We start from the raw sequence: 25339 nt of genomic DNA on the forward strand, positions 1-25339 counted from the left end.
CGTCAGCGCTGGTAGAGGGCGTCGATCGTTTCGGCGTAGTTCTTGCTGACGACGTTGCGCTTCAGTTTCAGGCTCGGCGTGATCTCGCCCGTCGCCTCGCTGAAGTCCCTCGTCAAGATCACGAACTTCTTGATCGACTCAGCGTGCGAGACCTGCTTGTTCGCCTCGTCGACCGCCGACTGGACCGCCGCGTCGAGGTCCGGGTCACCGGCCAGCTCGGCCACCGTCGCCGAGGCGGGCTTACCGTGCTGCGCCTTCCACGCCGGGAAGAACTCCTCGTCGATCGTGACCAGCACGCCGATGAACGGCCGCCGGTCGCCGACCACCATCGCCTGGCTGATCAGCGGGTTCGCGCGGATCGTGTCCTCGAGCCCGGATGGCGCGACGTTCTTGCCGCCCGCCGTCACGATGATCTCCTTCTTGCGACCGGTGATCTTGAGGAATCCCTCCGCGTCGAGTTCGCCGAGGTCGCCGGTGTGGAACCAGCCGTCGTCCAGCGATTCCTTCGTCGCCTGCTCGTTGTTGTAGTAGGCGTCGAACACCACGTCGCCCTTGAGCAGCACCTCGCCGTCCTCGGCGATGCGAACCGACGTCCCGGCCACCGGGCGGCCGACCGTCCCCACGCGGAAGGCGTTCTGCGTGTTCACGTTCGCCGCGGCCGACGTCTCGGTCAGCCCGTAGCCCTCGAACACCGGGACCCCGATGCCGCGGAAGAAATGCGCGAGCCGCGGCCCGAGCGGGGCGCCGCCCGACACCGCCGCGACACACCGCCCGCCCAGCGCCGCCCGCAGCTTCGCGTACACCAGCTTGTCGAGCACGAAATGCTGCGCCTTGAGCGGGAGACCCGCGCCGCCACCGTCCTGCGCCTGGCTGTACTGCACAGCGACCGACTCGGCGAGGTCGAAGATCCGCCCCTTGCCTTCGCCGTGCGCCTTCTGCTTCGCCGTGTTGTACACCTTCTCGAACACGCGCGGCACGGCCACCACGAACGTCGGGCGGAAGGTGCCGAGGTCCGCGACCAGGTTCTTCACGTCCGGCGTGTGGCCGAGCGTGACCCGGGCGGCGATCGCGGTCAGCGCGATCGCGCGGGCCAGCACATGCGCGAGCGGCAGGAACAGCAGCAGCGAGTTCCCCGCGTCCATCAGCTGCGGGAACGCGTTGATATCGGCGCGGATCTCGGCGAGCAGGTTGCGGTGGGTCAGTTCGACGCCCTTGGGCCGGCCGGTGGTGCCCGAGGTGTACACGATCGAGGCCAGCTCGCCGGCGCCGACCCCACGGCGCCGCTCGTGCACCACGTCGTCGGCGACCTTCGAGCCGAGCGCGGTCAGTTCCGCGATCGCGCCGCCGGTATGCGTGCTCTCGATCTGCCAGGCGAACTGCAGCGCGCCGAGCCGGCCGCGCACCTGGTCGACCTCCGCGAGATGTTCGTCGGTCTCGACGAACACGCCCTTGGCGCCCGAATCGGACAGGATCCACTCGACCTGCTCGGCGGAGGAGGTCTCGTAGATCGGGACGGTGGCCGCGCCGGCCGCCCAGATCGCGAAGTCGAGGAGCGTCCACTCGTACCGGGTCTTGGACATCAGCCCGACCCGGTCACCGTGTTCGATCCCGGCCTCGATGAGGCCCTTGGCCACCGCCATCACCTGCGCGGCGAACTCGCGGGCCGTGACATCCAGCCATGAGCCCTGCGACTGGCGGCGGAAGCTGACCGAATCCCCGAAGCGCTCGGCGTTCGCCCACAGGATGTCGCTCAGGTTCTCGTTGTCGGCAACCGGCCGCATCGCCGGGGCGCTGTACTCGCGCACGGGGAACCTCCGCGTTCTGGGTGTTACTCGCCGGTTAACTTACGTCAGTACCACCTTACGACCAAGGGCCATAAGGCATGACATTCTGGACCAGTGAGTACCCGAGGCGGCGCCCCACCCGCGGTCGACGTGGTCGACGAGACCTTCCTCGCTGTGCCGCCGAGCACGGTCAAGGCGGCTTTCGGCGATCCGGCGGCCTGGCGGCGGTACTGGCCTGACCTGCTGCTGGAGGTCTACAAGGACCGCGGTGACGAGGGCCTGCGGTGGACGGTCCGGGGCGCGCTCGTGGGCACCATGGAGGTGTGGCTCGAGCCGATGCTCGACGGCACCCTGCTGCACTACTTCCTGCGGGCGACCCCGCCGGCCGCGCTGCGCCCGCCCCAGCTGCGCCGCGAGCTGGACCGGCGCTCCCGGGCGGCCAAGGCGATCGCGCTGGAGCTGAAGGAGGTCCTCGAAGACGGCCGCGAGCCGGGCCTCCCGCCCCGAACGTCGAACTCACGGTCCTGAACGCAGATCTCTGCGTCTTGGGTGTAGATCTCGGGGATAGGGTCGGGGTATGCGGGTTCATGTCGTCTCCGACGTGCATGGCAACGCCGAGGCGCTCGCCCGGGCCGGGGAGGGCGCCGACGCGCTGGTCGTGCTGGGGGACCTCCTCGACTTCGTCGACTACAACCAGTACGACAAGGGCATCCTCGGCACGCTGTTCGGCGAGGAGAAGGTCTCGACCTTCGCCCGCCTGCGCCGTGAAGGCACCCGCGACGAGACCATCGCCTTCTCCCGTTCGCTGTGGGCGAGCCTCGACGATCCGGGCGCGGCCGTGGAGGAGGCCATCCGCGCGCAGTACGCGGAGCTGTTCGCCGCGATGAGCGCCCCGACGTACGCGACCCCGGGCAACGTCGACTCCCCGAACCTGTGGGCGGAGTTCGCCGGCGGCGGCGTGACGGTCGTGGACGGCGAGGTCACCGAGATCGGCGGCCTGCGGTTCGGGTTCGTCGGCGGGGTCGTCCTGCCCGAGGGCGCGACGCTGCGCCGCACCAACCCGGTGTGGCGGCCGTACCTGCGCACGCGCGACGAGTTCGACGACGCGGTGGGCAAGCTCACCGACATCGAGGTGCTGTGCTCGCATATGCCGCCCGCGTTTCCCGAGCTCACCTACGACGTGGTCGCGCGGCGGCACGAGATGGGCTCGGCCGCGCTGGCCGGGCTGATCGCCACGCAGCAGCCGCGCTGGTCACTGTTCGGTCACGTGCACCAGCCGCTCTCGCCGCGGCTGCGGGCCGGCCGGACCGAATGCCGGAATGTGGGACACTTCAAGGTCACCGAGCGCCCGTACGTCTTGCGCTGGTGACCGCCGGGGGCCCTGTAACCTCTGCGCCATGGCCGACGAGTCCACGCAGTCCATCGAGGTCGACGCGCCGCCTGAGCGGGTCATGGCGGTGATCGCGGACTTCGCCTCCTATCCCGAGTGGGCGAAGCAGGTCCGCGAGACCGAGGTGCTCGTCACCGGTGACGAAGGCAGGCCCAAACAGGTTCGGCTGACACTGGACGCCGGGCCGATCAAGGACGTCTACACCCTCGAGTACGACTGGGCGGCCGACGGCCGCGCGGTGAGCTGGCACCTGGTCAAGGGCCAGATGCAGAAGGCGCAGGACGGCCGGTACGAGCTCACGGACACCGCCTCCGGCGGGACGAAGGTGACGTACACGTTGTCGGTCGAGCTGGTGCTCCCGATGATCGGCCTGCTGCGCCGCAAGGCGGAGAAGATGGTGATGGACACCGCGCTCAAGGAGCTCAAGCGCAGGGTCGAGGATCTCCGCTGACATGCGGCTGCTGCTGTTCACCGGCAAGGGGGGCGTCGGGAAGACGACCCTCGCGGCGGCGACCGCGGCCGGGCTCGCGGCACGGGGGCACAAGACGCTGGTGGTCTCGACCGATCCGGCGCATTCGCTCGGTGACGCGTTCGCGAAGCGGCTGGCCGCCGAACCGGCCGAAGTGGATCATCTCCTGCACGGCGCGCAGGTGGACTCGCGCGGTCTGGTCGACGGCATGTGGCAGGAGCTGCGCGGCAAACTGCGCGCCGCGCTCGCCGGGGCTGGTATCGACGCGCTCGACGCCGAGGAGCTGACCGTGCTGCCCGGCGTGGACGAGTTGCTCGCGCTCACCGAGGTGCAGCGCCTGGCCGAGTCCGGCCGCTGGGACACCGTCGTCGTCGACTGCGGGCCGACCGCGGAAACACTGCGGCTGCTGGCGCTTCCCGAGGCGGTTTCCGGGTATCTGAACCGGATGTGGCAGGTGAAGCTCGCCGGCCCGCGCGGCACCGTCGAAGCCGTCCGGCGCCTCGGCGCGCATCTGGAGTCCCTGCGGGAGTTGCTCACCGATCCCGCGGTGACCGGGGTTCGGCTCGTGCTGACGCCGGAACGGGTGGTCGTCGCCGAAGCGCGCCGCACGCTCAGTTCCCTTGCCCTGCGCGGGATCCGGATCGAGGGCGTGATCGTGAACCGCCTGATGCCCGCGCCCGGGATGTGGCGCGGCGCCGCCGCGTCCTGGCTGCGGACGCGGCGGCGCCAGCAGGATCAGGTGCTGGACGAACTGGCCGGTTCGGGGCTCTCGGATTTCGCGCGGGTGGAGCACCGGGCGACCGAGCCGGTCGGCCTGTCCGCGCTGCTGGAGATCTCGCGCGAACTCTACGGCGAGTCGGATCCGTTGTCCCCCAACGAGACCGCAGTCACACCGCTGCTCGACGTGTCCGAGCGGGACGGTGGGTTCGAGCTGCGGATCGCGCTCCCGCTCGGGCCCGAAGCCGCGGTGGATCTGGCCAGAGTGGACGATGACCTGGCGATCACCGTCGACGGGTTCCGCCGCCTCGTCGCGCTGCCCGAGGCTCTGCGTCCCTGCCGCATCACCGGTGCCGTGTCGGACGTGCGCGGGCTGGTCGTGTCCTTGACCCACCCCGGGAGGCCCTGATGACCGACACCGAGGCCACGAGTCTGGCCGAGGAGATCCGGTTGCTGGTGGAGATGGTCGCCGAACGGGCCGCGCCGTGGCTGGAGGGGATCGTCGCCGCGGGGCATGGCACTGACGAGCGCGCGGAAGGCGCGGGCTGCGGGTGGTGCCCACTGTGCGCGGTGGTCGCCGTCGTGCGCGGGGAACGGCCGGAGTTCGTGGCGCGGCTGGTGGAGCAACTGGCGCAACTGGTCGCGTTGCTGCGGGCGGTGCTCGCGGACCGCTGGGACCCCGAGCACGGCTTCCACATGCCGGGTTTCTCCCCGGAGCCCAAGCCCGAGCCGGCCTCGCCCCGGGTGCAGCACATTCCCGTGCAGTGGCGCGGCGAGGAGCCCTGAGTGCCGGCGATCGGACTGGACGTCGGCGGAACGAGCGTGCGCGCCGCGGTGGTCGACGCGCAGGGGTCCATTCTGGACACCGCGAGGGTCGGCACGCCGAGCGACGAGAATGCCTTGGAAGACGCCATTTCCGGCGTGATCGACGAGCTGCGCAACCGGCACGACGACGTGACGGCGGTGGGGCTGGCGGTGGCGGGCTTCGTCGCCAGCGACCGGCGCACGGTGATGTTCGCGCCGCATCTGGCGTGGCGGGCGGCGCCGGTCTCCGACCGCATCGCGAAACGCGTCGGCCTGCCGGTGACCCTCGAACACGACGCGAACGCCGCGGCGCTCGGCGAACACCGGTTCGGCGCGGCGCGCGGCGCGCGGGTGGCCGCGCTGGTGGCGATCGGCACCGGGATCGGCGCGGGCCTGCTGCTGGACGGCGAGATCTACCGCGGCGCCTACGGGGTCGCGCCCGAACTGGGGCATCTGACGGTCGTGCCGGGCGGGCGCGCGTGCCCGTGCGGCAAGTACGGCTGCTGGGAGCGGTACTGCAGCGGCACCGCGCTGGCCGCGACGGCGATCGAACTGCTCGCCCGGTATCCAGGGCAGTCGACGGTGCTGGCGCGCGAGATGTCGGAAGATCCGGGCTCGATCACCGGCCGCCGCGTCGCCGGTGCCGCCCGCGACGGCGATCCCATCGCGCAGCGTGCGGTCGCGGAGCTGGCGAAATGGCTCGGGGAAGGGCTCGCGCTGGTCGCGGACGTGTTCGACCCGGAGATCATGGTGATCGCGGGCGGGGTGTCCGGTTCGGCGACGCTGTTCCTCGACGAGGCTCGCGAGCATTACACGGCGGCGATCACCGGAGCCCGGCACCGGCCGCTGGCGCGGATCCGTACCGCGCATCTGGGCGAGGATGCGGCCATGGTCGGTGCCGCCGCGCTGGCCCTGGACGCCCCGTCCATGTGACAAGGTGGGGGAATGCTGAGGCCGGACGACGGGGACGGGTTCGTCGAATGCCTCGGCGGGCACCGGCACTGGGGCCGGTTCGGCGCGGCGGGACTGCTGCTGGCCGATCCGGAGCGCGGAGTGCTGTTGCAGCGCCGGGCGTGGTGGACCCATCACGGCAGTACCTGGGCACTGCCGGGTGGCGCGCGGCAAAGCCACGAAAACGCCTGGCAGGCCGCGACCCGCGAGGCCGGGGAGGAAGCCGGGATTCCCGGTGACGCCGTGCGGCCGCTGTCCTCGTGGACCGTCGATCACGGTGGCTGGACTTACACGACGGTGCTCGCGCGGACCGTGCGGCCGGTGCGTGAGCAGGTGATGAACACCGAGAGTGAGGAGCTGCGGTGGGTGCCGCCGGCGACGGTGGCGGACTACGAACTGCACCGGGACTTCGCTTCGGCCTGGCCGCGGTTGCATCCGGAACTGGGCCGCGAACTGGTCCTCGTCGTCGACGGCGCGAACGTCGTCGGCGCTCGCCCGGACGGCTGGTGGCGTGACCGGGCGGGAGCGGCCGGCCGGTTGCGGGATCAGCTGGCCGGCCTGGTGTGTCAGGGCTTCGCCACGTCCGTGGACTGGTCGTGGTGGCCGCGCATCGTGCTGGTGGTCGAAGGGCAGGCGCGTGGTGTCGGCGCGGTCGAGAACGTGGAGATCGTCGCCGCGCCACGGGACGGCGACACGGCGATCGTCGAGACGGTCCGGGCCCTGCGCGCCGACCGGCCGGAAGACCGCGTCGCGGTGGTGACGGCCGACCGCGAACTGCGCGGCCGGGTCAGCGCGGAGGGCGCGGAGTACCTGGGCCCGCGCACCCTGCTGACCGCGCTGGACCTCCACCACTGACGGGCGGGCTGTCCCAAGGTACCCGCCCTCATCGCGCTCACCGGTTCTTCGCCGTGAAGGTGAGGTGCGTGACGCCGCTCGGGGTCGAGACCGCCTCGATGTCGTAGCTCTCCTCGAGGGATTCCAGGCCGTCCCACAGCCGGACACCGCGGCCGAGCACGATGGGCACCTGGACGACATGCATGCAGTCGACCAGCCCGGCGGTCACGAAGTCGCGCACGACGGTGGGCCCGCCGCCGATCCGCACGTCCTGCCCGTCGGCTGCTTTACGGGCCTGCTCGAGCGCCTCGCCGGGGGTGGCGTCGAGGAAATGGAAGGTGGTGCCGCCCTCCATCCGCATCGACGGCCGCGGTCGGTGGGTCAGCACGAAGACCGGAGTGTGGAACGGCGGGTTGGGCCCCCACGCGCCCTGGTAGCCGGGATCGTCCTGCCAGCCGGGCGGGCCGAACTTTCCGGCACCCATGATCTCGGCGCCGATACCCGGGCCGTACCGTTCGGCGAACGCGTTGTCGGCGCCGGCGCTCCCGCCCGGGCCGCCGACCATCTCATGCCAGAACCGGGTGGCGAACATCCACTCGTGCAGCCGTTCGCCGGCGTGCCCGAACGGGGCGTCGGCGGCCTGCCCTTCGCCGGTGGCGAAGCCGTCGAGCGAGATCGAGAAATTGTGGATGCGGACCTGGGACATCGCAACGCTCCTTCCGGCGAACTGGCTGTCGGAGACCAGCCTGGATCCTCAGACCCATGACGTCTAATGCCAATAACCGGACAAAAGCATTGATAATCTCGATGCATGCTGAACCTGGTCCATCTCAAGGTGCTGGCCGTGGTGGCGCGCCACGGGTCCGTGACCGGAGCGGCGAAGGAACTGCACTACTCGCAGCCGTCGGTCAGCCATCACCTGTCCCGCTTGGAAAAGGCCACCGGCGCCAAGCTCGTTCAGCGCGTCGGCCGTGGGATCCGGTTGACCCCGGAGGGGCGGCTGCTGGCCAACCGCGCCACCGAGATCGTGGGACGGGTCGACGCGGCGACCAAGGAACTGGCATCACAGGTCGGGTTGCAGGCGGGGCGGGTTCGCCTGGCCGCGAACGCGTCGACGCTGAGCACGATCGTGCCGACGGCCGCCGCCACGCTGGCCGGCGCGTACCCAGGACTCGAGCTGCACCTGATCGACCGGCACCCGGTCGAGGCGTTCCAGATGCTGCGACAGGGCGAGATCGACATCGCACTCGTCTTCCGGCACGCCGGGGACCCGGCCGACGAAGAAGGGTTTCGCCTCCTCCACCTCGGCGAAGACCCGATCTACCTGGTGAGCCGACGACCGGGCGACAGCCTCGCCAACCATCGCGAGTCCCCCTGGATCGGCGGATGCGAACGGTGCCAGCAGGAGCTGATCACGGTGTGCCGGCACGAAGGCTTCGCCCCGCGCACGGCCTCGCTCAGCGACGACATGGTCGTCGTGCAAGCTTTCGTCGCGGCGGGCGTCGGCGTCGCGATCCTGCCCGGGCTCGCGCTCCAGGCTCACCACCGGCCCGACGTCCACGCCGCCGAACTCACCGGCCACCCGCGCCAGCTTTACGCCGCCACCTACGGCGAGCCACCAGACCCGCCCGCCGTCGCCGCCGTACTGGCCACGCTGGCTGAGGCGGCCACCTCGGCCATACGCCGCGGCATCACGTCCACGCGTCGATGACGTGCACCATCTTCGCGCCGGGGTCGTCGGTGCCCGCGGGCATGAGGTCCGCCGCCGGGAAACCAGCCGCGCGCAGTGCGGTCGCCGCCTCCTCCGGCGTGTCGAAATGCAGGTGCACGCGGCCGCGGACGGTCGCCGCGATCAGGCCGGCGCCGACCCGCGAGGGAAACGAGTCACCGTGCGGGCGAAGGACGACGTCCGCGAAGTAGGCGCCGGTGGGGAAGCGCCGGAGCACCTCGGCGAACCGGTGCCACATCCCGGTGACCGTGTCGAAGTCGAAGTAGTTCAGCAGGCCCTCGGTCACGATCGCGGTCCCGGTCGACGGATCCAGCGAATCGGCCAGTGCGCCGATGCTCGACGGGCCGTCCGTGGCGAGTGCGTCGACCGTGGCGACGCGCGGGGCGGGGCCGTTCAGCCGCTCGAGGAGCCGTTGTTTACGCGCGGCCATCCGAGGCAGGTCGGCCTCCACATAGGTCAACCCGTCGTAGCGCCGCGAAAACCGCCAGCCGCGCGCCGACAGCCCGGCCGCGATCTCGATGACCTGCCCGACCTCGCCGCGCTCGATGGCGCCCGCGAGCAGCCGGTCCAGCATCCGGTGCCGCGCCACGAGCAGACCTTCGAACGTGGGCTGCCCCAGCAGCCGGCTGACCCGCATCGCCGGTTCGACGGCGTGGAACAGCACCCGCCCCTCCGGGGTCGCCAGCTGCCGCGGAGCGAGCCCGTTGCGCACCCAGACGTACCCGGTGTAGTGGCCGGTCGGGCTGATGGCCTCGGAACCGCGCGGGAGCAACACACGGGGGATCCTAGAGATCGGGACGGCCCGGCGCGATGGAAGGCGGTCGAGGATGCTGCTCGGTGTGGTGTTCGCGGTACTCGCCGCGGCCACGAACGCGGCCGGGTCGGTCATGCAGCGCACGGGGGCCCGCAAGCAGCCCGAGGGCAGCCGTCTCTCCCGGGACATGCTCCTGCATCTGGTGACCCAGCGGGTGTGGATCGCCGGGGTGCTGACCACGCTCGCGGGCCTGGGCCTGCAGGCACTCGCACTGGCCAACGCGCCGATCGTGGTGGTCCAGTCGTTGCTGGTCAGCGAGCTCGGGTTCGTCCTGGTGCTCTCCAGCGTCGTGTTCCGCACCCGCCTGCCGGCGCGGGAGTGGGCCGCGCTCGCCGGGCTGGGCGCCGGGGTCGCGCTCCTGCTGGTTTCGCTCTCGCCGGGCGGCGGGCGGCCGCACGTGCCCGTGCCGACGTGGCTGCTCGCCAGCGGGGTGACGGTCGCGACCGTCGCGGTGCTCGTCGCGATCGGCGTCCGGTATCGGCATGTGCGGCGGGCGGCGTACCTCGGCATCGCGGCGGGAATGTGGTTCGGGTTCACCGCCGTGCTCATCGACGGGATCACCGCGGACGGGCTGTTCTCGGCCTGGCAGACCTACGCGATGGTGGTGGCCGGACCGGCGGGATTCTTCCTGCTGCAGAACGCCTTGCGGGCCGGGCCGCTCGTCGCGTCGCAACCGGGGCTGACGCTCGCCAACCCGCTCGTCGCGCTCGGCTGGGGCGTCGCGGTGTTCGGCGAGCAGGTGCGCGGCGGCCCGTGGCTGGCCGGTTCGCTGATCGCGGCGGCGCTCATCGCCGCCTGCACGCTGCAGCTCGCCGGTTCCCACCTCCTGGACGATGCCGAATGAGTCACGCGACGGCGGCGCTCAGCTCGAGCACGCCGGCGTCGAGCAGCTCCCGCAGGTCGCTGCCGGGGTTGCGCAGCCACTGCTCGTACGCCGCCAGGGCAACCCCGAGCGTGGCGTACGCGATCGCTTGCGGCGCAAGGGAATCCGGCGGTGTCCCGAGCCGCTTCGCGACGAACTCGGCGAGCACCTGGCGCCAGTCCGCGTAGCGCAGCGTCGAATGCGCCTGCAGCGCGGGCGTGGTGAGGATCAGCTCCATCCGGCGGCGGTGCCACGGCGCCTCCGCCGGGTCGACCCGGTTGAAGTCCACCAGCGCGCCCCGGATCGCGTCGACCAGCGGCACGTCCGGTGGGTACTCGGCGAGTTGCCGGCGCATCCGGCGCAGCTCGCGGTCGAAATCGCCCCAGGCGACGTCGTTCTTCGACGGGAAGTACCGGAAGAACGTGCGGCGCCCGATCCCGGCGGCCTGCGCGATGTCGTCGACCGTGGTGCGCTCGAAACCCTGGCGTGCGAACAGTTCGAACGCGGCGTGCTCCACTTCGGAGCGCGACGTGATCGGCCTGCGCCCGGCACGCGGGGTGCCCTGATCGGTCATTGCCTCTTCCATTCGGCACTCGGTGCCATTATTGTCTGTGGCGCGGGCCGCGCCGTGGCGGCCGTCACGAAGGGAGCATCCCATGTCCGAGGCGCAGCAGGTTTCGCAGGACGAGGCTGTGGTGGAAGACGAGCTGCTCGTCGAAGAGGTCTCCATCGACGGTATGTGCGGCGTGTACTGAGCTCGTGTTCGCACCCGAGAAGCCCTACCGGTGCTCGCCGCGGGTCGCGCTCCGGCCGGAACCCTTCGGCGCGCTGGCCTACGACTTCGGCACCCGCAGGCTCTCCTTCCTCAAGACGAAGCTGCTGGTCGAGGTGGTACGCACGCTCGAGGCCCAGCCCAACGTGCACACCACCCTCGCCGCCGCGGGCGTGCCGGACGAGCAGCGGTCGTCGTACCTGAAGGCCCTCGAAGGCCTGGCCGAGAACGGAACCATCGAGCGACGGAACTGAAGGGCGTGCGATGAAGCTCGTCGAGCATTTCAAGGAAGGGCTCACCTCGCCCATCTGCCTGACCTGGGAACTGACCTACGCCTGCAATCTCTCGTGCGTGCACTGCCTCTCGTCGTCCGGGCGACGCGACCCGCGCGAGCTGAGCACCGGGGAGTGCAAGGCGGTCATCGACGAGCTGCAGCGGATGCAGGTCTTCTACGTGAACATCGGCGGCGGAGAGCCCACCGTGCGGCCCGACTTCTGGGAACTGGTCGAGTACGCGGTCGCGCACCAGGTGGGGGTCAAGTTCTCCACGAACGGCGTGAAGCTGACCCCGGAGCGGGCCCGCTGGCTCGCCTCGACCGACTACGTGGACGTGCAGATTTCGCTCGACGGGGCGACCCCGGAGGTCAACGACGCGGTTCGCGGGCCGGGTTCGTACGACACGGCGATTCGCGCGATGACCAACCTGCGCGAGGCCGGGTTCCGCGGCTTCAAGCTCAGCGTCGTGATGACCAGGCAGAATGTGGGCCAGCTGGACCAGTTCGCCGACATCGCGGACACCTACGGCGCGCAGCTGCGGATCACCCGGCTGCGGCCCTCGGGTCGCGGCGCCGACGTCTGGGACGAGCTGCATCCCACCGCCGAGCAGCAGCTGCGCCTGTACGACTGGCTGGTCGCCCGTGGCGAGAAGGTGCTCACCGGCGACTCGTTCTTCCACCTCAACGCGCTCGGCTCGGATCCGTTGCCCGGCCTGAACCTCTGCGGCGCCGGCCGCGTGGTGTGCCTCATCGACCCGGTGGGCGACGTCTACGCCTGCCCGTTCGCGATCCACCAGGAGTTCCTGGCCGGAAACGTCCGCGACGAGGGCGGGTTCGCTCGCGTGTGGACGGATTCGGAGCTGTTCACCGAGCTGCGCGGGCCGCAGACCGGCGGCGCCTGCACGTCGTGCTCGGCGTATGACGCGTGCCAGGGCGGGTGCATGGCCGCCAAGTTCTTCACCGGCCTGCCGCTCGACGGGCCGGATCCGGAATGCATCAAGGGCCACGGCGAGCTGGCGTTACAGGGCGCCGGCGCGGCGCCTCGGTCCGATGTGGACCATTCACACCGGAAGAGCCGCAAGGTTCCTGTGAGCATCGGCTTCGGCCCGCCTTCGCGGCCGGATCGTGCCTGCGACACGAGTCCCCTCGCTGATCTGCGATGAGCGACATCACCGGCCCGGTCGAGATCGCGGGACGGACCGCACCGAGCCGCGTCCTGTTCGGACCGCACGAGACGAACCTCGCGCGCGGGCGCGTACTGTCCGACCGGCACGTCGCCTACTACGCGGCACGAGCCGCGGGCGGGGCGGGCGCCATCGTCACCGAAACGGCGAGCGTGCACGACTCCGACTGGCCCTACGAGCGCGCGCCGCTGGCCGCGCTGTGCGGGCCCGGTTGGTCGGCAACGGTCGAGGCGTGCCGCCCGCATGGCGCGCTGGTGCTCGCCGGTCTCGGGCATGCCGGTTCGCAGGGGTCCTCGGCGTTCGGGCAGTCCGCCCTCTGGGCGCCTTCGCGGGTGCCGGACGTGGCGAGCCGCGAGCTGCCGATGGAAATGGAGGGCGGCGAGATCCGGGCGCTCGTCGATGGCTTCCGGGAGGCCGCCGCACTCGCGACGGAGTCCGGAATGGACGGTGTCGAGCTGGACGCCGGGCAGTACTCGCTGCTGCGGCAGTTCTCCTCGGCTCTGACGAACCAGCGCGCCGACGACTACGCCGACAAGACCTTGCTGCTGAAGGAAGTCCTGGCCGCCGTGCGGGAGGCGGTCGGTGACCGCATCATCGGGCTGCGCCTGTCGTGCGACGAGCTGGCGCCGTGGGCGGGGATCACGCCGGAACAGGCCGCCGAACTCGCCGCGGGGCTCGCGCCGGGCGTCGATTACCTCGTGCCGGTCCGGGGCTCCGCGATGAGCGCGTCGGCCACCCGGCCGGACCTGCACACCGAACCGGGGTTCAACCTCGACCTGTGCCGCCGCATCACCGAAGCCGTGGCTGGGCGGACGCTGACGGTGCTGCAGGGCAGTGTGGTCGATCACGCGCAGGCGCAGCGGGCGCTCGACGACGGTGTCGCGAACCTGGTCGAGATGACCCGCGCGCAGATCGCCGAACCCGGGCTGGTCGCGAAGGTGCGCGCGGACGAGAAGCCGCGCCCGTGCGTGCTGTCCAACCAGAAATGCCGCGTACGGGACAACCGCAACCCGATCGTGAGCTGCGTCGGCGAGCCCCGCAGCGGGCACGAGACCGAGGACCCGGCGCTCGAAGGCCGTGACACGCCGCGCGACGTCCTGGTGATCGGTGGCGGCCCGGCCGGGCTGGAGGCCGCGCGCGTGCTCGCGATGCGCGGGCACCGGGTCGAGTTGCGGGAGCGCGCCGATCGCCTCGGCGGCATGCTGCGGCTCGCGGCGAACGTCGGCGGCCGGGCGCGGCTCGGGCGCCTCGCCGACTGGCTGGAGAGCGAAGTTCTCCGGCTCGGCGTCCGGGTGGTGACCGGGGCCGAGGTGACCGCGGTGCCCGGCGGGGCGATCGTCGCGACGGGATCCGTTGCGGGGCCTCGCAACTACTCCGTGCACGGTGGGACGGTGATCGATGTCGTCGATCTGCTGGCGGGGGCGTCGCTGCCGGACGGCCCGGTCGTGGTGGCCGACCCAGTCGGGGACTTCGTCGGTGTGGGCGTGGCGGAACTGCTGGCCGCACAGGGGAAAGCGGTCACGATCGTGAGCCAGGACCAGGTGATCGGCACGCAGCTGGCGCTGACCGGCGACCTCGCCGACGCGAACACGCGGTTGCAGCAGGCCGGGGTCACCCTCGCCAAACGGTCGGTGCTGCGGGAGGTGCACGCGGGGCACGTGGTGGTCGAGGACGTGTTCACCGCCGAGCGCCGCGAGCTGGAGGGTGCCGCCGTGGTCCACTGTGGACATCGGTTGCCGAACCCGCTGCCCGGTGAGCGCCGCGCGGGTGACTGTGTCGCCCCGCGGACGGTGCACGAAGCGATTCTCGAAGGGCGTCGCGCGGCGATGGCACGGGAAAGAGTACTGGCATGAGCGGCGGACGGTACCGGTACCTGTTCTCGCCCCTGCGGGTCGGGCCGCTGGTGGTGCGCAACCGGATCGTGTTCTCCGCGCACCTGACGAACTACGCGCGGGACGGGCTGCCGAGCGAGCAGCACGCCGAGTACTACGCGGCGAGGGCGGCCGGAGGCGCGGGCCTGATCATCACCGAGGAGCACTCGACCCACCGCACGGACTGGCCGTACGAGAAGCTCATCCACGGTTTCCACCGCGAGGTCATCCCCGGCTACCGGCGCATCACCGAAGCGGTGCACGCGCACGGCACGCCGATCCTCGCCCAGCTCAACCACAACGGTGGCCAGGCGTCCTCGATGTACTCGCGGCTGCCGGTATGGGCGCCGTCGCCGGTGCCCGATCCGATGTTCCGCGAGGTGCCCAAGGCGATCGACACTCGTGAGATCGCAGAAGTGGTCGCGGGCTACGGCACCGTCGCGGGTCACTGCGCCGAGGGCGGGTTCGACGGCGTCGAGCTGCAATGCTCGCATTCGTCGATCGTGCGCGGTTTCCTTTCGCCCGCCACGAACAAGCGCACCGACGCCTACGGCGGTGCGCTGGAGAACCGGGCTCGGATCCTGCTGGAGATCATCGATGCCGTCCGCGAGGCGATCGGGCCGCAGCGCGCGCTCGGCGTGCGGATCTGCGGCGACGAGCTGATCGAGGGCGGCACCACGATCGACGAGGCCGTCGAGGTCGCGAAGCTGGTGGAGGCGACCGGGAAGGTCGACTACATCAACACCTCGATCGGGGTGGCCACCTCGACGCTGTTCATGATCGAGGCGTCGATGGCCATCCCGCCGGGCTACGCGCTGTTCATCGCGAACGCGATCCGCGACGCGGTGCGCCTGCCGGTGATCGGCGTCGGCCGGATCAAGGACCCGGTCCAGGCCGAACGCGCGCTGGCGGAAGGGCACTGCGATCTCGTCGGGGTGGTGCGCGGCCAGATCGCGGACGCCGATTTCGTCGCGAAGGCCCGCGCCGGGCATGCCACGGAGATCCGAACCTGCCTGTCCTGCAACCAGGAGTGCGTCGGCCGGATGGGCCTGAACCGCTGGCTCGGCTGCATCGAAAACCCGCGCACGGGCAAGGAGGCAGTGCCGTTACCGATGCCCGGCCCGCAGCCGAAACGGGTGCTCGTCGTCGGCGGCGGACCGGCGGGCCTGCAGGCCGCGTCCACCGCCGCGCAGCGCGGGCACCACGTCACGTTGTTCGAGCGGAACGACGCCACCGGCGGACAGGTCGCGCTCGCCGCGAGCGTGCCCGGCCGCGCGGAATTCCTTGACGTGGTACGCAATCTGCTCGCCGAATGCCAGCGGTACGGGGTCGATGTCAAGACCGGCGCCGAAGCCTCAGCCGAGCTGCTGCTGGCCGAGTCGCCCGACGCGGTCGTGCTGGCGACCGGGGCCAAGCCGCAGTCGCCGTACTGGGCGGGCGATCTGGATCGCGTCGTGGACGTGCGCGACGTGCTGGACGGCCGGGTGTCGCCCGAAGGCGAGGTCGTCCTCCTCGACGATCTCGGGTTCCACCAGGCGACCTCGGTCGCCGAACTGCTCGCCGACCGCGGCTGCTCGGTGCGGATCACCACGTCGGGCATGGTCGTCGGGCAGGATCTCGGGGTGACGCTCGACATGGAGACGTTCAACGTGCGGGCGCACGCGAAGGGCATCCGGCAGCACACCGACGAGGTGATCCTCGGTGCGTCCGAAGTGGACGGCCGGATCACCCTGCAGGTGCTGACCCACACGACCGGTGCGATGCGCGAGGTCCGCTGTGACTGGGTGGTGTGCGCGACTCATCAGGAGCCCGAGGACGAGCTGTGGCAGGAGCTGAAGGGCGCACCGTTCGAGGTGTACCGCGCGGGTGACTGCGTGACGCCACGCCGGGCGCACGCCGCCGTCATCGAGGGCCACCGGATCGGGGTGGCGTTGTGATGATCGCGGTGATCGTGGTCCGGGACGGGATGCTGCCGCTCGGCGCGGACGAGACCGTCGCCGAGGCCGGTGGCGCGGCTGTGCTGGTCGGCACCGGGGTGAAGGAGGCGGCCGGCGAGCTGCCCTCGCTGAGCACCGGGCGCCTGGCCGAGAACGGGACGTTCGCGCCCGGCCGGTGGGCGCGGCAGCTGGCGGCGGTTCTCGACGAGGAACAGATCCTGCTCCCGTCGTCGCCCGATGGACGTGATCTCGCGCCACGCCTGGCCGCCGAACTCGGCCGCCCGCTGCTCGCGGGCGCGATCCGAATGACCGAGCAGGGCGCCGAGGTCGCGCGCTGGGGCGGCCGGGTCTGCGTCGATCTCATCGCCGGAGGACCGTTCGTCGCGACCCTGCAACCCGGCGTGCGGGGCAGCGCGCCCGTTCACCAAGCGATGCTGACCGAGATCGAACTGCCCGACGCCGAGGCGCCGGACGTGACCGTGATCGAGGTGCTCGACCCGGAACCAGGCACGGTCGACCTCGCCGAAGCGCCGAGGATCTTCGGCGCCGGTGCCGGGCTCGGCCGCGCGGAAGCCGTGGACCTGCTGGGAAAGGTTGCGAACGCGATGGGTGCGTCCCTCGGCGCGACCCGCGTGGTGACCGACGCGGGCTGGACCGGCTACCAGCGCCAGATCGGCACGACCGGCGTCGTGGTGCGTCCCGAACTGTACGTCGCGTTCGGGGTTTCCGGTGCCGCGCAGCATCTCGGCGGGCTCGGTGACCCGGCGCACGTCGTCAGCGTGAACACCGATCCGTCCTGTCCCATGACCGCGATGGCCGATCTGGGCATCGTCGCCGACGCGCAGGCGGTGCTCGCCGAGCTGGCCCGGACGCTGGAGGTGCGATGACCCACACCGGACCCGGCTCACAGTCCACTGTGGTGGATGAATCGACAAGGACCTTCGACGTCGTCGTGGTCGGTGCGGGTCCCGCCGGCTCGGCCGCCGCTCTCGAAGTCGCGCGGGCAGGGCATTCGGTCGCGCTCGTCGAACGCGGGCCGTTCCCCGGGGCGAAGAACGTGTTCGGCGGGGTGGTCTACGGGCGCATCCTCGACGAGCTGGTGCCGAACTGGTGGGAGCACATCCCGGTGCAGCGCTGGGTGACCCGCCGCCAGACCATGGTGATGACCCCGGCGCAGGCGCTCACCATCGACTTCCGCACGCAGGACTGGGGGAGCCCGCCGTACAACGGGGCCACCGCGCACCGTGCCGACCTGGACTCGTGGCTGGCCGAGCAGGCCGTCGAAGCCGGTGCCGTGCTCGTACCGTCCACTGTGGCCACCGGGCTGCTGCGCGATCACGCGGGCGCGGTGGCCGGGGTGCGCACCGACCGGCCCGACGGCGACCTCACCGCGGGGGTGGTGATCGCGTGTGACGGGGTGAACTCGTTCCTGGCCAAGGAAGCCGGGATGTACCCGACCGGTCACGAGGCCGAGCACCTGACGCTGGGGGTCAAGCAGACCCTCGCGCTGCCACGGCAGGTGATCGAGGACCGGTTCGCCGTCACCGGGCGCGACGGCGTGGACATAGAGATGCTCGGCTGCACCCGGGGCATCCCCGGCGGCGGTTTCCTCTACACCAACCTGGATTCGATCAGCATCGGCGTGGTGCTGGGACTTTCCGCGGTGAGCAAGGCGAAGACGCGGCCCGAGGAGCTGATCGCCGAGCTGAAACGGCATCCCGCGATCGCGCCGCTGATCAAGGGCGGGGAGCAGATCGAATACTCCGCGCACCTGATCCCCGAGGGCGGTTACCACGCGATGCCCGAACTGGTCGGTGACGGGATGCTGGTCGCGGGCGACGCGGCCGCGATGTGCCTCGCGGCCGGGATCTGGCTGGAGGGCGTGAACTTCGCGCTCGGCGCCGGGATGTACGCGGGGCGTTCGGCGGTGAAGGCACTGGAGTCCGGCGACGTGTCGAAGCGCGGGCTCGCCGGGTACCGCACGATGCTCGAGGAGTCGTTCGTGCTCACCGACCACCGGAAACTGCGCGACTTCCCGGACCTGGTGCTCTCGGACCGGGTGCAGCGCAACTACCCGGGGCTCGTCTGCGATCTCGTGCAAGGACTGTTCCAAGTGGATAATCCGCTGCCGAAACCGGGACTCCGCAAGCTCGCCATGCGCAGCGCGAAGGACAACGGGGTGCGCTGGCGTGATCTGCTGCGCGACGGCTGGACCGGACTGCGGGGGTTGAAATGACCGATCAGCGATACCAGGAACGGGCCTTCGAGGACGTGATGTCCACGGTGGAGTTCCGGGTCTCCGAGCGCCCGCACATTACCGTGGACACCGAGGTGTGCCGCTCGTGCACGACCCGGGCCTGCGTGTACGCGTGCCCGGCGGACCTGTTCGTGCCGACGAGCGAGGGCGGCATCCTGTTCAACTACGAGCAGTGCTTCGAATGCGGGACCTGCTACCAGGTCTGCAACGGTGAGGGCGCGATCAGCTGGAGCTACCCCGACGGGGGCTACGGCGTCGTGTTCAAGAGGGGATAGCCATGCTGGTCGTCGCCGCCCTGCGCTGGAGCGATCAGCGCGCCGCCGTGGATCCGCTCACCGGTGAGGTGCGCACCGACGTGCACACGAGCGGCGCGAGCGCCGCCGACAGGGCCGCGCTCGAACACGCGCTGCGCATCGCCGAAGCGTTCGGCGCGCGCTGCCTCGCCGTGACCGTGGGCCCGGCCGAGGCGGACGACATGCTCCGGGATGCGCTTTCGTCCGGCGCGCACGAGGTGGTCCGGGTCGATGGCCCCCCGGCGACGGTCGCCGAGGACGGCAGCGCGACCGCACGCCTGTTGCTGGCCGGGCTCCCCGAACGCCCGGACGTCGTCGTATGCGGGGATCATTCGGCGGATCGCGGGACCGGCAGCACCCCGGCCTTCCTGGCCCAGCGGCTCGGTGCCTGCCAGGCGCTCGGCCTGATCGAACTGTCGGCCGCCGACGGTGCACTGCACGCCGTGCGGCGGCTCGACGGCGGGCGGCGGGAACGGCTCAGGTTCGGCCTGCCCGCGGTGTGCTCGGTCGAGCCGGCCGGCGTCGTGCTGCGCCGTGCGCCGCTGCCCGCGACGATCGCCGCCCGGACGGCCGAGATCCCGGTCGTGCGAGCGGGTGTGCTCGAGTCGCTGAGCGCGGGTGCGGTGAAGGCGTACCGGCCCCGGCCACGTGCCTTACCCGCGCCGGTGGGCGCCGAACCGCATCAACGGGTGCTCGCGCTCACGGGTGCGCTCGTCGAGCGAACGCCGCCGAAGGTGGTGCGGCCGGAGACGGCCGAAGAGGCCGCGCGCGAACTGCTCGACTACCTGCGGCGGCATGGGTACGCGCCATGAGCCGCGTCGCGCTGGTGACCGGGGCCGCCCGGGGAATCGGCGCGGCGGTGGTGCACGGGCTGGCCGCCGAGGGGTGGCGAGTCCTCGCTCTTGATCTGTGCGCCGATCTGCCGGGCGTGCCGTATTCGCTGGGGCGTAAGGAAGAACTGGGCGCGCTGGTGAAGCGGTGGCCGGGTCAGGTGCTCGACGTCGCCGCCGACGTACGAGACCAGGAGTCGCTGGCCGAGGCCGTGGCGCTTGCGGAACGGGAGTTCGGCGGGCTCGACGCGGCGGTCGCCGCGGCCGCGATCATGGCGGGCGGCGAACCGTTGTGGGAGACCACGGACGCCGAATGGGACGCGCTGTTCGACACCGGGGTGCGCGGGGTCTTCAACCTCGCCCGCGCCGCCGTGCCCGCGCTGCTACGGCGGCCGGAACCGCGCTCGGGCCGGTTCGTCGCGCTCGCGTCCGCGGCCGCGCACAAGGGGTTGTGGCATCTCGCGGGGTACAACGCGGCGAAACATGCGGTCGTCGGGCTGATCAAGGGGCTCGCCACCGATCTGCGCGGGACCGGCGTGACCGCGACGGCCGTCTCACCGGGTTCGACGCGGACCGCGATGCTCGACGCCACTGCCACGTTGTACGACCTGGCCGACGTCGAGGAGTTCTCGCGGCACCAGCTTGCCGAGCGATTGCTGGAGCCCGAGGAGGTCGCCGCCGCCGTGTGCTGGCTGTGCGGTGAGCAGTCGTCCGCGATCACCGGAACGGTCGTGCACGCCGACGGGGGGTTCACGGCGTGAAGCTGTGGGTTCGCCTCGATCCGGGGACGCGCGTCCTCGGTCAGGTGCTGATCGGCGGCGCCCCGCTGCGGGTCCTGCGGCTTTCGAAGGCCGGTGCCCGGCTGGTCCTCCAGTGGCGTGACGGGGCCGAGGTCGGGGACACGCCGCAGCAGCGCAAGCTCGCGGACCGGCTGATCGAGGCGGGTATCGCGCATCCCGAGTACGGCGAGGCCCACCTGACGCCCGCGGACGTGACGGTCGTCGTGCCGGCGCGTGACCCGGTGGCATTGCCCGCCGCGGACGTGGTGATCGACGACGGCTCGCGCACCCCGATTCCCGGTGCCACCGAGCGGCATCCGGTCTCTCGCGGGCCCGCCGCCGCCCGCAACACCGGTCTCGCACACGTCACGTCGGAGTTGACGGCTTTCCTCGACGCGGACACCGAACCCCAGCCCGGCTGGCTTGACGCGCTCCTGCCGCATTTCGAGGATCCGTCGGTGGTCGCTGTCGCCCCGCGAATCCGCAGTGCGCCGGGAAGTTCGGCACTCGAGCGGTACGAACGCGAGTGCTCCGCCCTGGATCTCGGCGACGCCCCGGCGCAGGTGGGGCCCGGCCGTCGCGTGACCTACGTGCCGACCGCCGCGCTCGTCGTGCGCACCGCCGCGGCGCGCGAGGCCGGGGGCTTCGACGAGCGGCTGCGCTTCGGCGAGGACGTGGACTTCGTGTGGCGGCTGCGGGGCCGCGTGCGCTACGAACCACGGTCGGAGGTGCTGCACGCGCCCCGGAAAACCTGGCGTGCCTGGGTGAAACAGCGGTTCGACTACGGGACTTCGGCCGCACCACTGGCGAAAAGACATGGTCACAAGGCCATGGCGCCGCTGCGGGTGTCCGGGTGGACGGCACTGGCCTGGGGACTCGTGGCCCTTCGGAAGCCTGGCCTCGGTGCCGCCGTCGCGCTCGGCACGGCCGCGCTGCTGCCCCGCAAGCTCGAACCGCTCGGCGTGCCGGCGCGCGAAGCCCTGACCATCGCGCTGCGCGGGCACCTCGGTGCCGGCCGGTACTTCGCGGACGCGCTCACCCGGACGTGGGGGCCGGTCGCGCTGCCGCTGCTGGCCACCACGGCGAGCGGCCGGATCATCCTCGCGCTCGCGCTTGCGCGGCACCTCCGTGAACCGCGCCGGATCGCCGACGACCTCAGTTACGGCGCGGGAGTCTGGTACGGCTGCTGGCAGGAACGGACGATCACGCCGCTGGTCCCGGACTTTTCCAACTGGCCTGGGAAAAGATGATGAAAGACCACACCTGGACCGAACTCACCCCGCGCCTGCTCGTGGTGCCGCTGGGCGCGACCGAGCAGCACGGTCCGCACCTGCCGTTCACGGTGGACACGGAGATCGCCGTCGCACTGTGTGAAAGCCTTGCGCGGCAACGAAACGATGTCGTGGTCGCGCCCGCGCTGCCGTACGGATCCAGCGGCGAACACGCCGGTTTTCCCGGCACGCTGTCGATCGGGCAGGAAGCGACCGAGACGGTCCTCGTGGAACTGGGGCGTTCGGCCGGCGCGTTCGCCGGGGTGCTGCTCGTCTGCGCGCACGGCGGAAACGCCGGACCACTCGGGCGGGCTGTCGCGAAACTCCGTTACGAGGGAAGGAGTGTGCGCGCCTGGAGCCCGAGGGGACCGAGCGAGGACAGCCACGCCGGCCGGACCGAGACCTCGGTGATGCTCGCGCTGCGCCCGGAAGCCGTGCGGCTCGACAAGCTCGAAACCGGCAACACCACGCCGCTGCCGGACTTGATCGATCCGTTGCGGGCCGGCGGGGTGCGTGCGGTGAGTCCCAATGGGGTGCTCGGTGACCCGTTCGGCGCGAACGCGAAGGAAGGGCGGGAAATCTTGCACGGCTGGGGGAAGAGTCTACTTAACTCTGTCGCGGCGCTTGCGGCGGATGTCATGATGTAGCGGTCCCATACTGCGACGTCACAAAGAGGTGGAGCGTAGTGAAGACGAAAGCCGCTGTTCTGCACGACGCACACAAGCCGTTCGAGATCGAGGAACTGGAGCTCGACGGGCCGCGCGCGGGCGAAGTCCTGATCAAGTACACGGCCGCCGGGCTGTGCCATTCGGATCTGCACCTGATCGACAACGACCTCGTGCCCAGGTTCCCGATCGTCGGCGGGCACGAGGGCGCCGGGATCATCGAGGACGTCGGCCCCGGGGTCACCAAGGTCAAGCCCGGTGACCACGTGGTCTGCAGCTTCATCCCCAACTGCGGGACCTGCCGCTACTGTGCCACCGGCCGGTCCAACCTGTGCGACATGGGTGCCACCATCCTCGACGGCTACATGCCCGACGGGACTTTCCGGTTCCACCGCGGCGGGACCGACTACGGCGCCATGTGCATGCTCGGCACGTTCTCCGAGCGGGCCACCATCTCCCAGCACTCGGTGGTCAAGGTGGACGACGGGCTGCCGCTGGAGACGGCGGTCCTCGTCGGCTGCGGCGTGCCCACCGGCTGGGGCACCGCCAACTACGCCGGCGGCGTCCGCGCTGGGGACACCGTCGTCGTCTACGGCGTCGGCGGGATCGGGATCAACGCGGTGCAGGGCGCCGCGCACGCCGGCGCGCTGAACGTCGTCGTGGTCGACCCGGTGGAGCTCAAACGCGCGACGGCGCTGAAGCTCGGCGCCACGCACGCGTTCGCCACCGCCGACGAGGCGCTCGCCACGGTCAGCGAGCTGACCTGGGGCCAGATGGCCGGCCAGGCGCTGATCACGGTCGGCACGGTCGACGAGGACGTGGTGACCGCGGCGTTCAACACGGTCGGCAAGGGCGGCACGGTCGTCATCACCGGCCTGGCGAACCCCGAGAAGCTCACCGTGCACGTCTCGGGCGGGGTGCTCACCCTGTTCGAGAAGACGATCAAGGGCACGCTGTTCGGCTCGGCCAACCCGCAGTACGACATCGTGCGGCTGCTGCGGCTGTACCAGGCGGGCGCGATCAAGCTCGACGAACTGGTCACCCGCCGTTACACCCTCGAGCAGGTCAACGAGGGCTACCAGGACCTCCGCGACGGCAAGAACATCCGCGGCGTCCTGATGCACGGCGGCGAGTGACCGCCCCCGCACCGCCGTTTGTGCCTGCACCGTCCCACGCGGTACCTTGTCGCGATATCGCGTGGGGCGGTTCTCGGCCCTCGATGCAATGCGGGGTTCACTGGTGGTCACGGGTAAGGTCGTCCGGTTCGACGAAATCCGCGGTTACGGTTTCGTAGCGCCGGAAAACGGGGGCGAGGACGTGTTCGTGCACGTCAACGATCTCGACGTGGACAAGCGGCTGATCGCGCCCGGCGCGATCGTCGAGTTCACTATGGAGGATGGCGAACGCGGGCCGAAGGCGTCGAATGTGCGGGTCGTGCGCAACGCCAGAGCCGCGGTCGAGGAGGAGTTCGTGCCGGTGGGCCTGGACTTCCGCGAGGAACTCACCGAGGCGTTGCTGACCGGAGCGCCGACGCTCACCGCCGAACAGGTGCTGCGCGTGCGAAAAACCGTCTTCGACCTGGTCCGCCAGCACGGCTGGCTCGACGAGTAGGCTGCCACTGGTCTGGACCACTGTCGGAATGCTCGGCGAGGCTCTCCGCCCAAAGTGGACGGAAGGCGGCTGCCCGCACCGAGCCGCCGGCCGGAGGTCAGGTCGTCGAGCACCTCCGGCCGCCAGTACCCTGTGTCTGTGCCCGATCTCGGTGAGTACCGGCGGAAGCGGGATCCGAAGCGGACCCCCGAGCCCGTGCCTGCCGGCGACCCGGTGCCGCGCGGCAACGACGACACGTTCGTCATCCAGGAACATCACGCCCGGCAGCTGCACTGGGACGTGCGGTTCGAGCGCGGTGGGGTGCTCGTGTCGTGGGCCGTGCCGAAGGGGCTGCCACCGCTGCCGGACACGACGCGGCTCGCCGTGCACACCGAGGACCATCCGCTGGAGTACGCGACGTTCGAGGGCGAGATCCCGGCGGGCGAGTACGGCGGCGGGCTCATGAAGATCTGGGACCGCGGCCGGTACGAGACGCTGCACTGGAACGACCACAAGGTCGAGGTCGTCCTGCACGGCTCGCGGGTGCGCGGCAAGTACCTCTTCGTGAACCGGCGCAAGGACGACCGGGACTGGATCGTGCGCCGGGTGGATCCGCCGCAGCGGCGCGGGTTCGCCGAACTGCCCAGATTCGTCCAGCCGATGGTGCCCCGCAAGGGAAACCTCCCCGAAGACGACGGCGCCTGGGGTTACGAGTTCACCTGGGACGGGCTCCGCGCGCAGGTGCGCGTGGAGGGCGGCCGGGCCGAGGTCCGGGACGCCGAAGGCGACGAGATCACCGGCCGGTACCCGGAGCTGAAAGGCCTCGGGGAGCAACTGGGCGCCACCGAGGTCCTGCTGGACGGGGAGCTGATCGCCCTGGAAGGCGCGAAGCCCAGCGCGGCGGCGTTGCGGCGCCGGGCGGGCGCGGATCACCGGCAGGCCAAGCGCCTCATGGACCGGACTCCCGTGCTCTACCTGCCGTTCGACGTCCTGCATCTGGACGGCCGCGCCCAGCTCGATCAGCCCTATCAGCGGCGGCGGCAACGGCTGCGCAGGCTCGGCCTCGAGGGCGACAGCTGGCGAGTGCCGCAGCACTACACCGGAGGCGGTGCCGACGTCCTGGCTGCCGCGCTCGAGAACGGGCTGACCGGGATCATCGCGAAACGGCTCGACTCGGTGTACGAACCGGGCCGCCGCAGCGACGCCTGGCGCGTCATCACGCGCTAGGTTCGCCGGCACAGGTCACCGCCGCCGGCGGCGAC

At 71.1% G+C, this 25339-nt stretch carries 28 protein-coding genes; 24 read left to right on the forward strand and 4 right to left on the reverse strand.

From position 1 onward, the window contains the following. Positions 1 to 2 precede the first annotated feature (2 nt). Positions 3 to 1805 carry an AMP-dependent synthetase/ligase gene (locus FG385_RS02285; RefSeq protein ID WP_139094910.1) on the reverse strand — a complete coding sequence of 601 codons (1803 nt, stop codon included), beginning with the start codon at positions 1803 to 1805 and terminating at the stop codon, positions 3 to 5. Between the two features lie 93 nt (positions 1806 to 1898). Here FG385_RS02285 and FG385_RS02290 point away from each other — a divergent pair, with 93 nt between their 5' ends. Genes FG385_RS02290 through FG385_RS02320 form a run of 7 tightly spaced genes read left to right on the forward strand, consistent with a single transcriptional unit; the run spans position 1899 to position 6970 of the window. Then, the gene (locus FG385_RS02290; RefSeq protein ID WP_139094911.1) at positions 1899 to 2312 is read left to right on the forward strand and encodes a polyketide cyclase / dehydrase and lipid transport; all 414 of its coding nucleotides are present in this window, start codon (positions 1899 to 1901) and stop codon (positions 2310 to 2312) included. 49 nt (positions 2313 to 2361) lie between these two features. After that, positions 2362 to 3153, forward strand: coding sequence for a metallophosphoesterase family protein (locus FG385_RS02295; protein ID WP_139094912.1), 792 nt, complete (start codon positions 2362 to 2364; stop codon positions 3151 to 3153). 28 nt (positions 3154 to 3181) lie between these two features. Then, a complete protein-coding gene (locus FG385_RS02300; RefSeq protein ID WP_139094913.1) occupies positions 3182 to 3625 on the forward strand; it encodes an SRPBCC family protein in 444 nt (147 codons plus the stop codon). Position 3626: 1 nt separating this feature from the next. Beyond that, positions 3627 to 4769: an ArsA family ATPase gene (locus FG385_RS02305; protein ID WP_139094914.1), complete on the forward strand. Its 1143-nt coding sequence runs from the start codon at positions 3627 to 3629 to the stop codon at positions 4767 to 4769. Beyond that, positions 4769 to 5146, forward strand: a complete 378-nt coding sequence (locus tag FG385_RS02310; protein ID WP_139094915.1) for a hypothetical protein — start codon at positions 4769 to 4771, stop codon at positions 5144 to 5146. The genes FG385_RS02305 and FG385_RS02310 overlap by 1 nt, the downstream gene beginning before the upstream one ends. Positions 5147 to 5161: 15 nt before the next feature. Continuing rightward, complete coding sequence (locus FG385_RS02315; protein WP_139095184.1) at positions 5162 to 6097, forward strand: ROK family protein; 936 nt, start codon at positions 5162 to 5164, stop codon at positions 6095 to 6097. 15 nt (positions 6098 to 6112) lie between these two features. Next, on the forward strand, positions 6113 to 6970 hold the full coding sequence (locus FG385_RS02320; protein ID WP_139095185.1) for an NUDIX domain-containing protein: 858 nt from the start codon (positions 6113 to 6115) through the stop codon (positions 6968 to 6970). A gap of 37 nt (positions 6971 to 7007) precedes the next feature. Here FG385_RS02320 and FG385_RS02325 read toward each other — a convergent pair whose 3' ends face one another. Further along, complete coding sequence (locus FG385_RS02325) at positions 7008 to 7655, reverse strand: dihydrofolate reductase family protein (protein ID WP_139094916.1); 648 nt, start codon at positions 7653 to 7655, stop codon at positions 7008 to 7010. A gap of 105 nt (positions 7656 to 7760) precedes the next feature. On the opposite strand from FG385_RS02325, the gene FG385_RS02330 reads away from it, so the two are divergent. Continuing rightward, a complete protein-coding gene (locus tag FG385_RS02330; protein ID WP_139094917.1) occupies positions 7761 to 8660 on the forward strand; it encodes a LysR family transcriptional regulator in 900 nt (299 codons plus the stop codon). Here the strand turns inward: FG385_RS02330 and FG385_RS02335 are convergent. Next, positions 8641 to 9453, reverse strand: a complete 813-nt coding sequence (locus FG385_RS02335) for a class I SAM-dependent methyltransferase (RefSeq protein WP_235022335.1) — start codon at positions 9451 to 9453, stop codon at positions 8641 to 8643. The genes FG385_RS02330 and FG385_RS02335 overlap by 20 nt on opposite strands. Before the next feature lie 52 nt (positions 9454 to 9505). On the opposite strand from FG385_RS02335, the gene FG385_RS02340 reads away from it, so the two are divergent. After that, the gene (locus FG385_RS02340) at positions 9506 to 10336 is read left to right on the forward strand and encodes a DMT family transporter (protein WP_235022336.1); all 831 of its coding nucleotides are present in this window, start codon (positions 9506 to 9508) and stop codon (positions 10334 to 10336) included. A 1-nt stretch (position 10337) separates the two neighbouring features. On the opposite strand, the gene mftR is transcribed toward FG385_RS02340, so the two are convergent. After that, positions 10338 to 10928 carry a mycofactocin system transcriptional regulator gene (gene mftR / locus FG385_RS02345; RefSeq protein WP_139094919.1) on the reverse strand — a complete coding sequence of 197 codons (591 nt, stop codon included), beginning with the start codon at positions 10926 to 10928 and terminating at the stop codon, positions 10338 to 10340. Between the two features lie 82 nt (positions 10929 to 11010). Here mftR and mftA point away from each other — a divergent pair, with 82 nt between their 5' ends. From mftA to FG385_RS02420, 15 genes are all read left to right on the forward strand, one after another. Continuing rightward, the gene (mftA, locus tag FG385_RS02350; RefSeq protein ID WP_139094920.1) at positions 11011 to 11109 is read left to right on the forward strand and encodes a mycofactocin precursor MftA; all 99 of its coding nucleotides are present in this window, start codon (positions 11011 to 11013) and stop codon (positions 11107 to 11109) included. 4 nt (positions 11110 to 11113) lie between these two features. Further along, positions 11114 to 11380 (forward strand): mycofactocin biosynthesis chaperone MftB, encoded by a 267-nt coding sequence (mftB, locus tag FG385_RS02355; protein ID WP_139094921.1) that lies wholly within the window; start codon positions 11114 to 11116, stop codon positions 11378 to 11380. 10 nt (positions 11381 to 11390) lie between these two features. Continuing rightward, positions 11391 to 12563, forward strand: a complete 1173-nt coding sequence (gene mftC / locus FG385_RS02360; protein ID WP_139094922.1) for a mycofactocin radical SAM maturase — start codon at positions 11391 to 11393, stop codon at positions 12561 to 12563. Beyond that, positions 12560 to 14437, forward strand: a complete 1878-nt coding sequence (locus FG385_RS02365; RefSeq protein ID WP_139094923.1) for a mycofactocin system FadH/OYE family oxidoreductase 1 — start codon at positions 12560 to 12562, stop codon at positions 14435 to 14437. The genes mftC and FG385_RS02365 overlap by 4 nt, the downstream gene beginning before the upstream one ends. Continuing rightward, the gene (locus FG385_RS02370; RefSeq protein ID WP_139094924.1) at positions 14434 to 16392 is read left to right on the forward strand and encodes a mycofactocin system FadH/OYE family oxidoreductase 2; all 1959 of its coding nucleotides are present in this window, start codon (positions 14434 to 14436) and stop codon (positions 16390 to 16392) included. The genes FG385_RS02365 and FG385_RS02370 overlap by 4 nt, the downstream gene beginning before the upstream one ends. Further along, on the forward strand, positions 16392 to 17279 hold the full coding sequence (locus FG385_RS02375; RefSeq protein WP_139094925.1) for a mycofactocin-associated electron transfer flavoprotein alpha subunit: 888 nt from the start codon (positions 16392 to 16394) through the stop codon (positions 17277 to 17279). Before FG385_RS02370 ends, FG385_RS02375 begins: the two co-directional genes overlap by 1 nt. After that, positions 17276 to 18628 (forward strand): FAD-dependent oxidoreductase, encoded by a 1353-nt coding sequence (locus FG385_RS02380; RefSeq protein WP_139094926.1) that lies wholly within the window; start codon positions 17276 to 17278, stop codon positions 18626 to 18628. Before FG385_RS02375 ends, FG385_RS02380 begins: the two co-directional genes overlap by 4 nt. Next, positions 18625 to 18924 (forward strand): ferredoxin family protein, encoded by a 300-nt coding sequence (locus FG385_RS02385; protein WP_139094927.1) that lies wholly within the window; start codon positions 18625 to 18627, stop codon positions 18922 to 18924. The genes FG385_RS02380 and FG385_RS02385 overlap by 4 nt, the downstream gene beginning before the upstream one ends. A gap of 2 nt (positions 18925 to 18926) precedes the next feature. Further along, a complete protein-coding gene (locus FG385_RS02390; RefSeq protein ID WP_139094928.1) occupies positions 18927 to 19754 on the forward strand; it encodes a mycofactocin-associated electron transfer flavoprotein beta subunit in 828 nt (275 codons plus the stop codon). Continuing rightward, the gene (locus tag FG385_RS02395; RefSeq protein WP_139094929.1) at positions 19751 to 20533 is read left to right on the forward strand and encodes a mycofactocin-coupled SDR family oxidoreductase; all 783 of its coding nucleotides are present in this window, start codon (positions 19751 to 19753) and stop codon (positions 20531 to 20533) included. The genes FG385_RS02390 and FG385_RS02395 overlap by 4 nt, the downstream gene beginning before the upstream one ends. Then, the gene (gene mftF / locus FG385_RS02400) at positions 20530 to 21801 is read left to right on the forward strand and encodes a mycofactocin biosynthesis glycosyltransferase MftF (RefSeq protein ID WP_235022337.1); all 1272 of its coding nucleotides are present in this window, start codon (positions 20530 to 20532) and stop codon (positions 21799 to 21801) included. The genes FG385_RS02395 and mftF overlap by 4 nt, the downstream gene beginning before the upstream one ends. Next, positions 21801 to 22469, forward strand: a complete 669-nt coding sequence (gene mftE, locus FG385_RS02405; protein WP_235022338.1) for a mycofactocin biosynthesis peptidyl-dipeptidase MftE — start codon at positions 21801 to 21803, stop codon at positions 22467 to 22469. The genes mftF and mftE overlap by 1 nt, the downstream gene beginning before the upstream one ends. 38 nt (positions 22470 to 22507) lie before the next feature. After that, positions 22508 to 23623: an NDMA-dependent alcohol dehydrogenase gene (locus FG385_RS02410; protein ID WP_139094931.1), complete on the forward strand. Its 1116-nt coding sequence runs from the start codon at positions 22508 to 22510 to the stop codon at positions 23621 to 23623. Between the two features lie 103 nt (positions 23624 to 23726). After that, a complete protein-coding gene (locus tag FG385_RS02415; RefSeq protein WP_139094932.1) occupies positions 23727 to 24098 on the forward strand; it encodes a cold-shock protein in 372 nt (123 codons plus the stop codon). A 138-nt stretch (positions 24099 to 24236) separates the two neighbouring features. Further along, on the forward strand, positions 24237 to 25304 hold the full coding sequence (locus FG385_RS02420; RefSeq protein WP_139094933.1) for a DNA polymerase ligase N-terminal domain-containing protein: 1068 nt from the start codon (positions 24237 to 24239) through the stop codon (positions 25302 to 25304). The last annotated feature ends 35 nt before the right edge of the window (positions 25305 to 25339 follow it).

This window comes from Amycolatopsis alkalitolerans, assembly GCF_006152065.1.
Lineage (GTDB): Bacteria > Actinomycetota > Actinomycetes > Mycobacteriales > Pseudonocardiaceae > Amycolatopsis_E > Amycolatopsis_E alkalitolerans.

Bases quoted from the DNA above. Each gene is read 5' to 3' on its own strand.
- FG385_RS02375 (WP_139094925.1), top strand. From the start codon at position 16,392: ATGATCGCGGTGATCGTGGTCCGGGACGGGATGCTGCCGCTCGGCGCG.
- FG385_RS02295 (WP_139094912.1), top strand. From the start codon at position 2,362: ATGCGGGTTCATGTCGTCTCCGACGTGCATGGCAACGCCGAGGCGCTC.
- FG385_RS02300 (WP_139094913.1), top strand. From the start codon at position 3,182: ATGGCCGACGAGTCCACGCAGTCCATCGAGGTCGACGCGCCGCCTGAG.
- mftE (WP_235022338.1), top strand. From the start codon at position 21,801: ATGAAAGACCACACCTGGACCGAACTCACCCCGCGCCTGCTCGTGGTG.
- FG385_RS02325 (WP_139094916.1), bottom strand. From the start codon at position 7,655: ATGTCCCAGGTCCGCATCCACAATTTCTCGATCTCGCTCGACGGCTTC.
- mftC (WP_139094922.1), top strand. From the start codon at position 11,391: ATGAAGCTCGTCGAGCATTTCAAGGAAGGGCTCACCTCGCCCATCTGC.
- FG385_RS02310 (WP_139094915.1), top strand. From the start codon at position 4,769: ATGACCGACACCGAGGCCACGAGTCTGGCCGAGGAGATCCGGTTGCTG.
- FG385_RS02370 (WP_139094924.1), top strand. From the start codon at position 14,434: ATGAGCGGCGGACGGTACCGGTACCTGTTCTCGCCCCTGCGGGTCGGG.
- FG385_RS02385 (WP_139094927.1), top strand. From the start codon at position 18,625: ATGACCGATCAGCGATACCAGGAACGGGCCTTCGAGGACGTGATGTCC.
- FG385_RS02305 (WP_139094914.1), top strand. From the start codon at position 3,627: ATGCGGCTGCTGCTGTTCACCGGCAAGGGGGGCGTCGGGAAGACGACC.
- FG385_RS02365 (WP_139094923.1), top strand. From the start codon at position 12,560: ATGAGCGACATCACCGGCCCGGTCGAGATCGCGGGACGGACCGCACCG.
- FG385_RS02395 (WP_139094929.1), top strand. From the start codon at position 19,751: ATGAGCCGCGTCGCGCTGGTGACCGGGGCCGCCCGGGGAATCGGCGCG.
- mftA (WP_139094920.1), top strand. From the start codon at position 11,011: ATGTCCGAGGCGCAGCAGGTTTCGCAGGACGAGGCTGTGGTGGAAGAC.
- FG385_RS02330 (WP_139094917.1), top strand. From the start codon at position 7,761: ATGCTGAACCTGGTCCATCTCAAGGTGCTGGCCGTGGTGGCGCGCCAC.
- FG385_RS02390 (WP_139094928.1), top strand. From the start codon at position 18,927: ATGCTGGTCGTCGCCGCCCTGCGCTGGAGCGATCAGCGCGCCGCCGTG.
- mftR (WP_139094919.1), bottom strand. From the start codon at position 10,928: ATGACCGATCAGGGCACCCCGCGTGCCGGGCGCAGGCCGATCACGTCG.
- FG385_RS02380 (WP_139094926.1), top strand. From the start codon at position 17,276: ATGACCCACACCGGACCCGGCTCACAGTCCACTGTGGTGGATGAATCG.
- FG385_RS02340 (WP_235022336.1), top strand. From the start codon at position 9,506: ATGCTGCTCGGTGTGGTGTTCGCGGTACTCGCCGCGGCCACGAACGCG.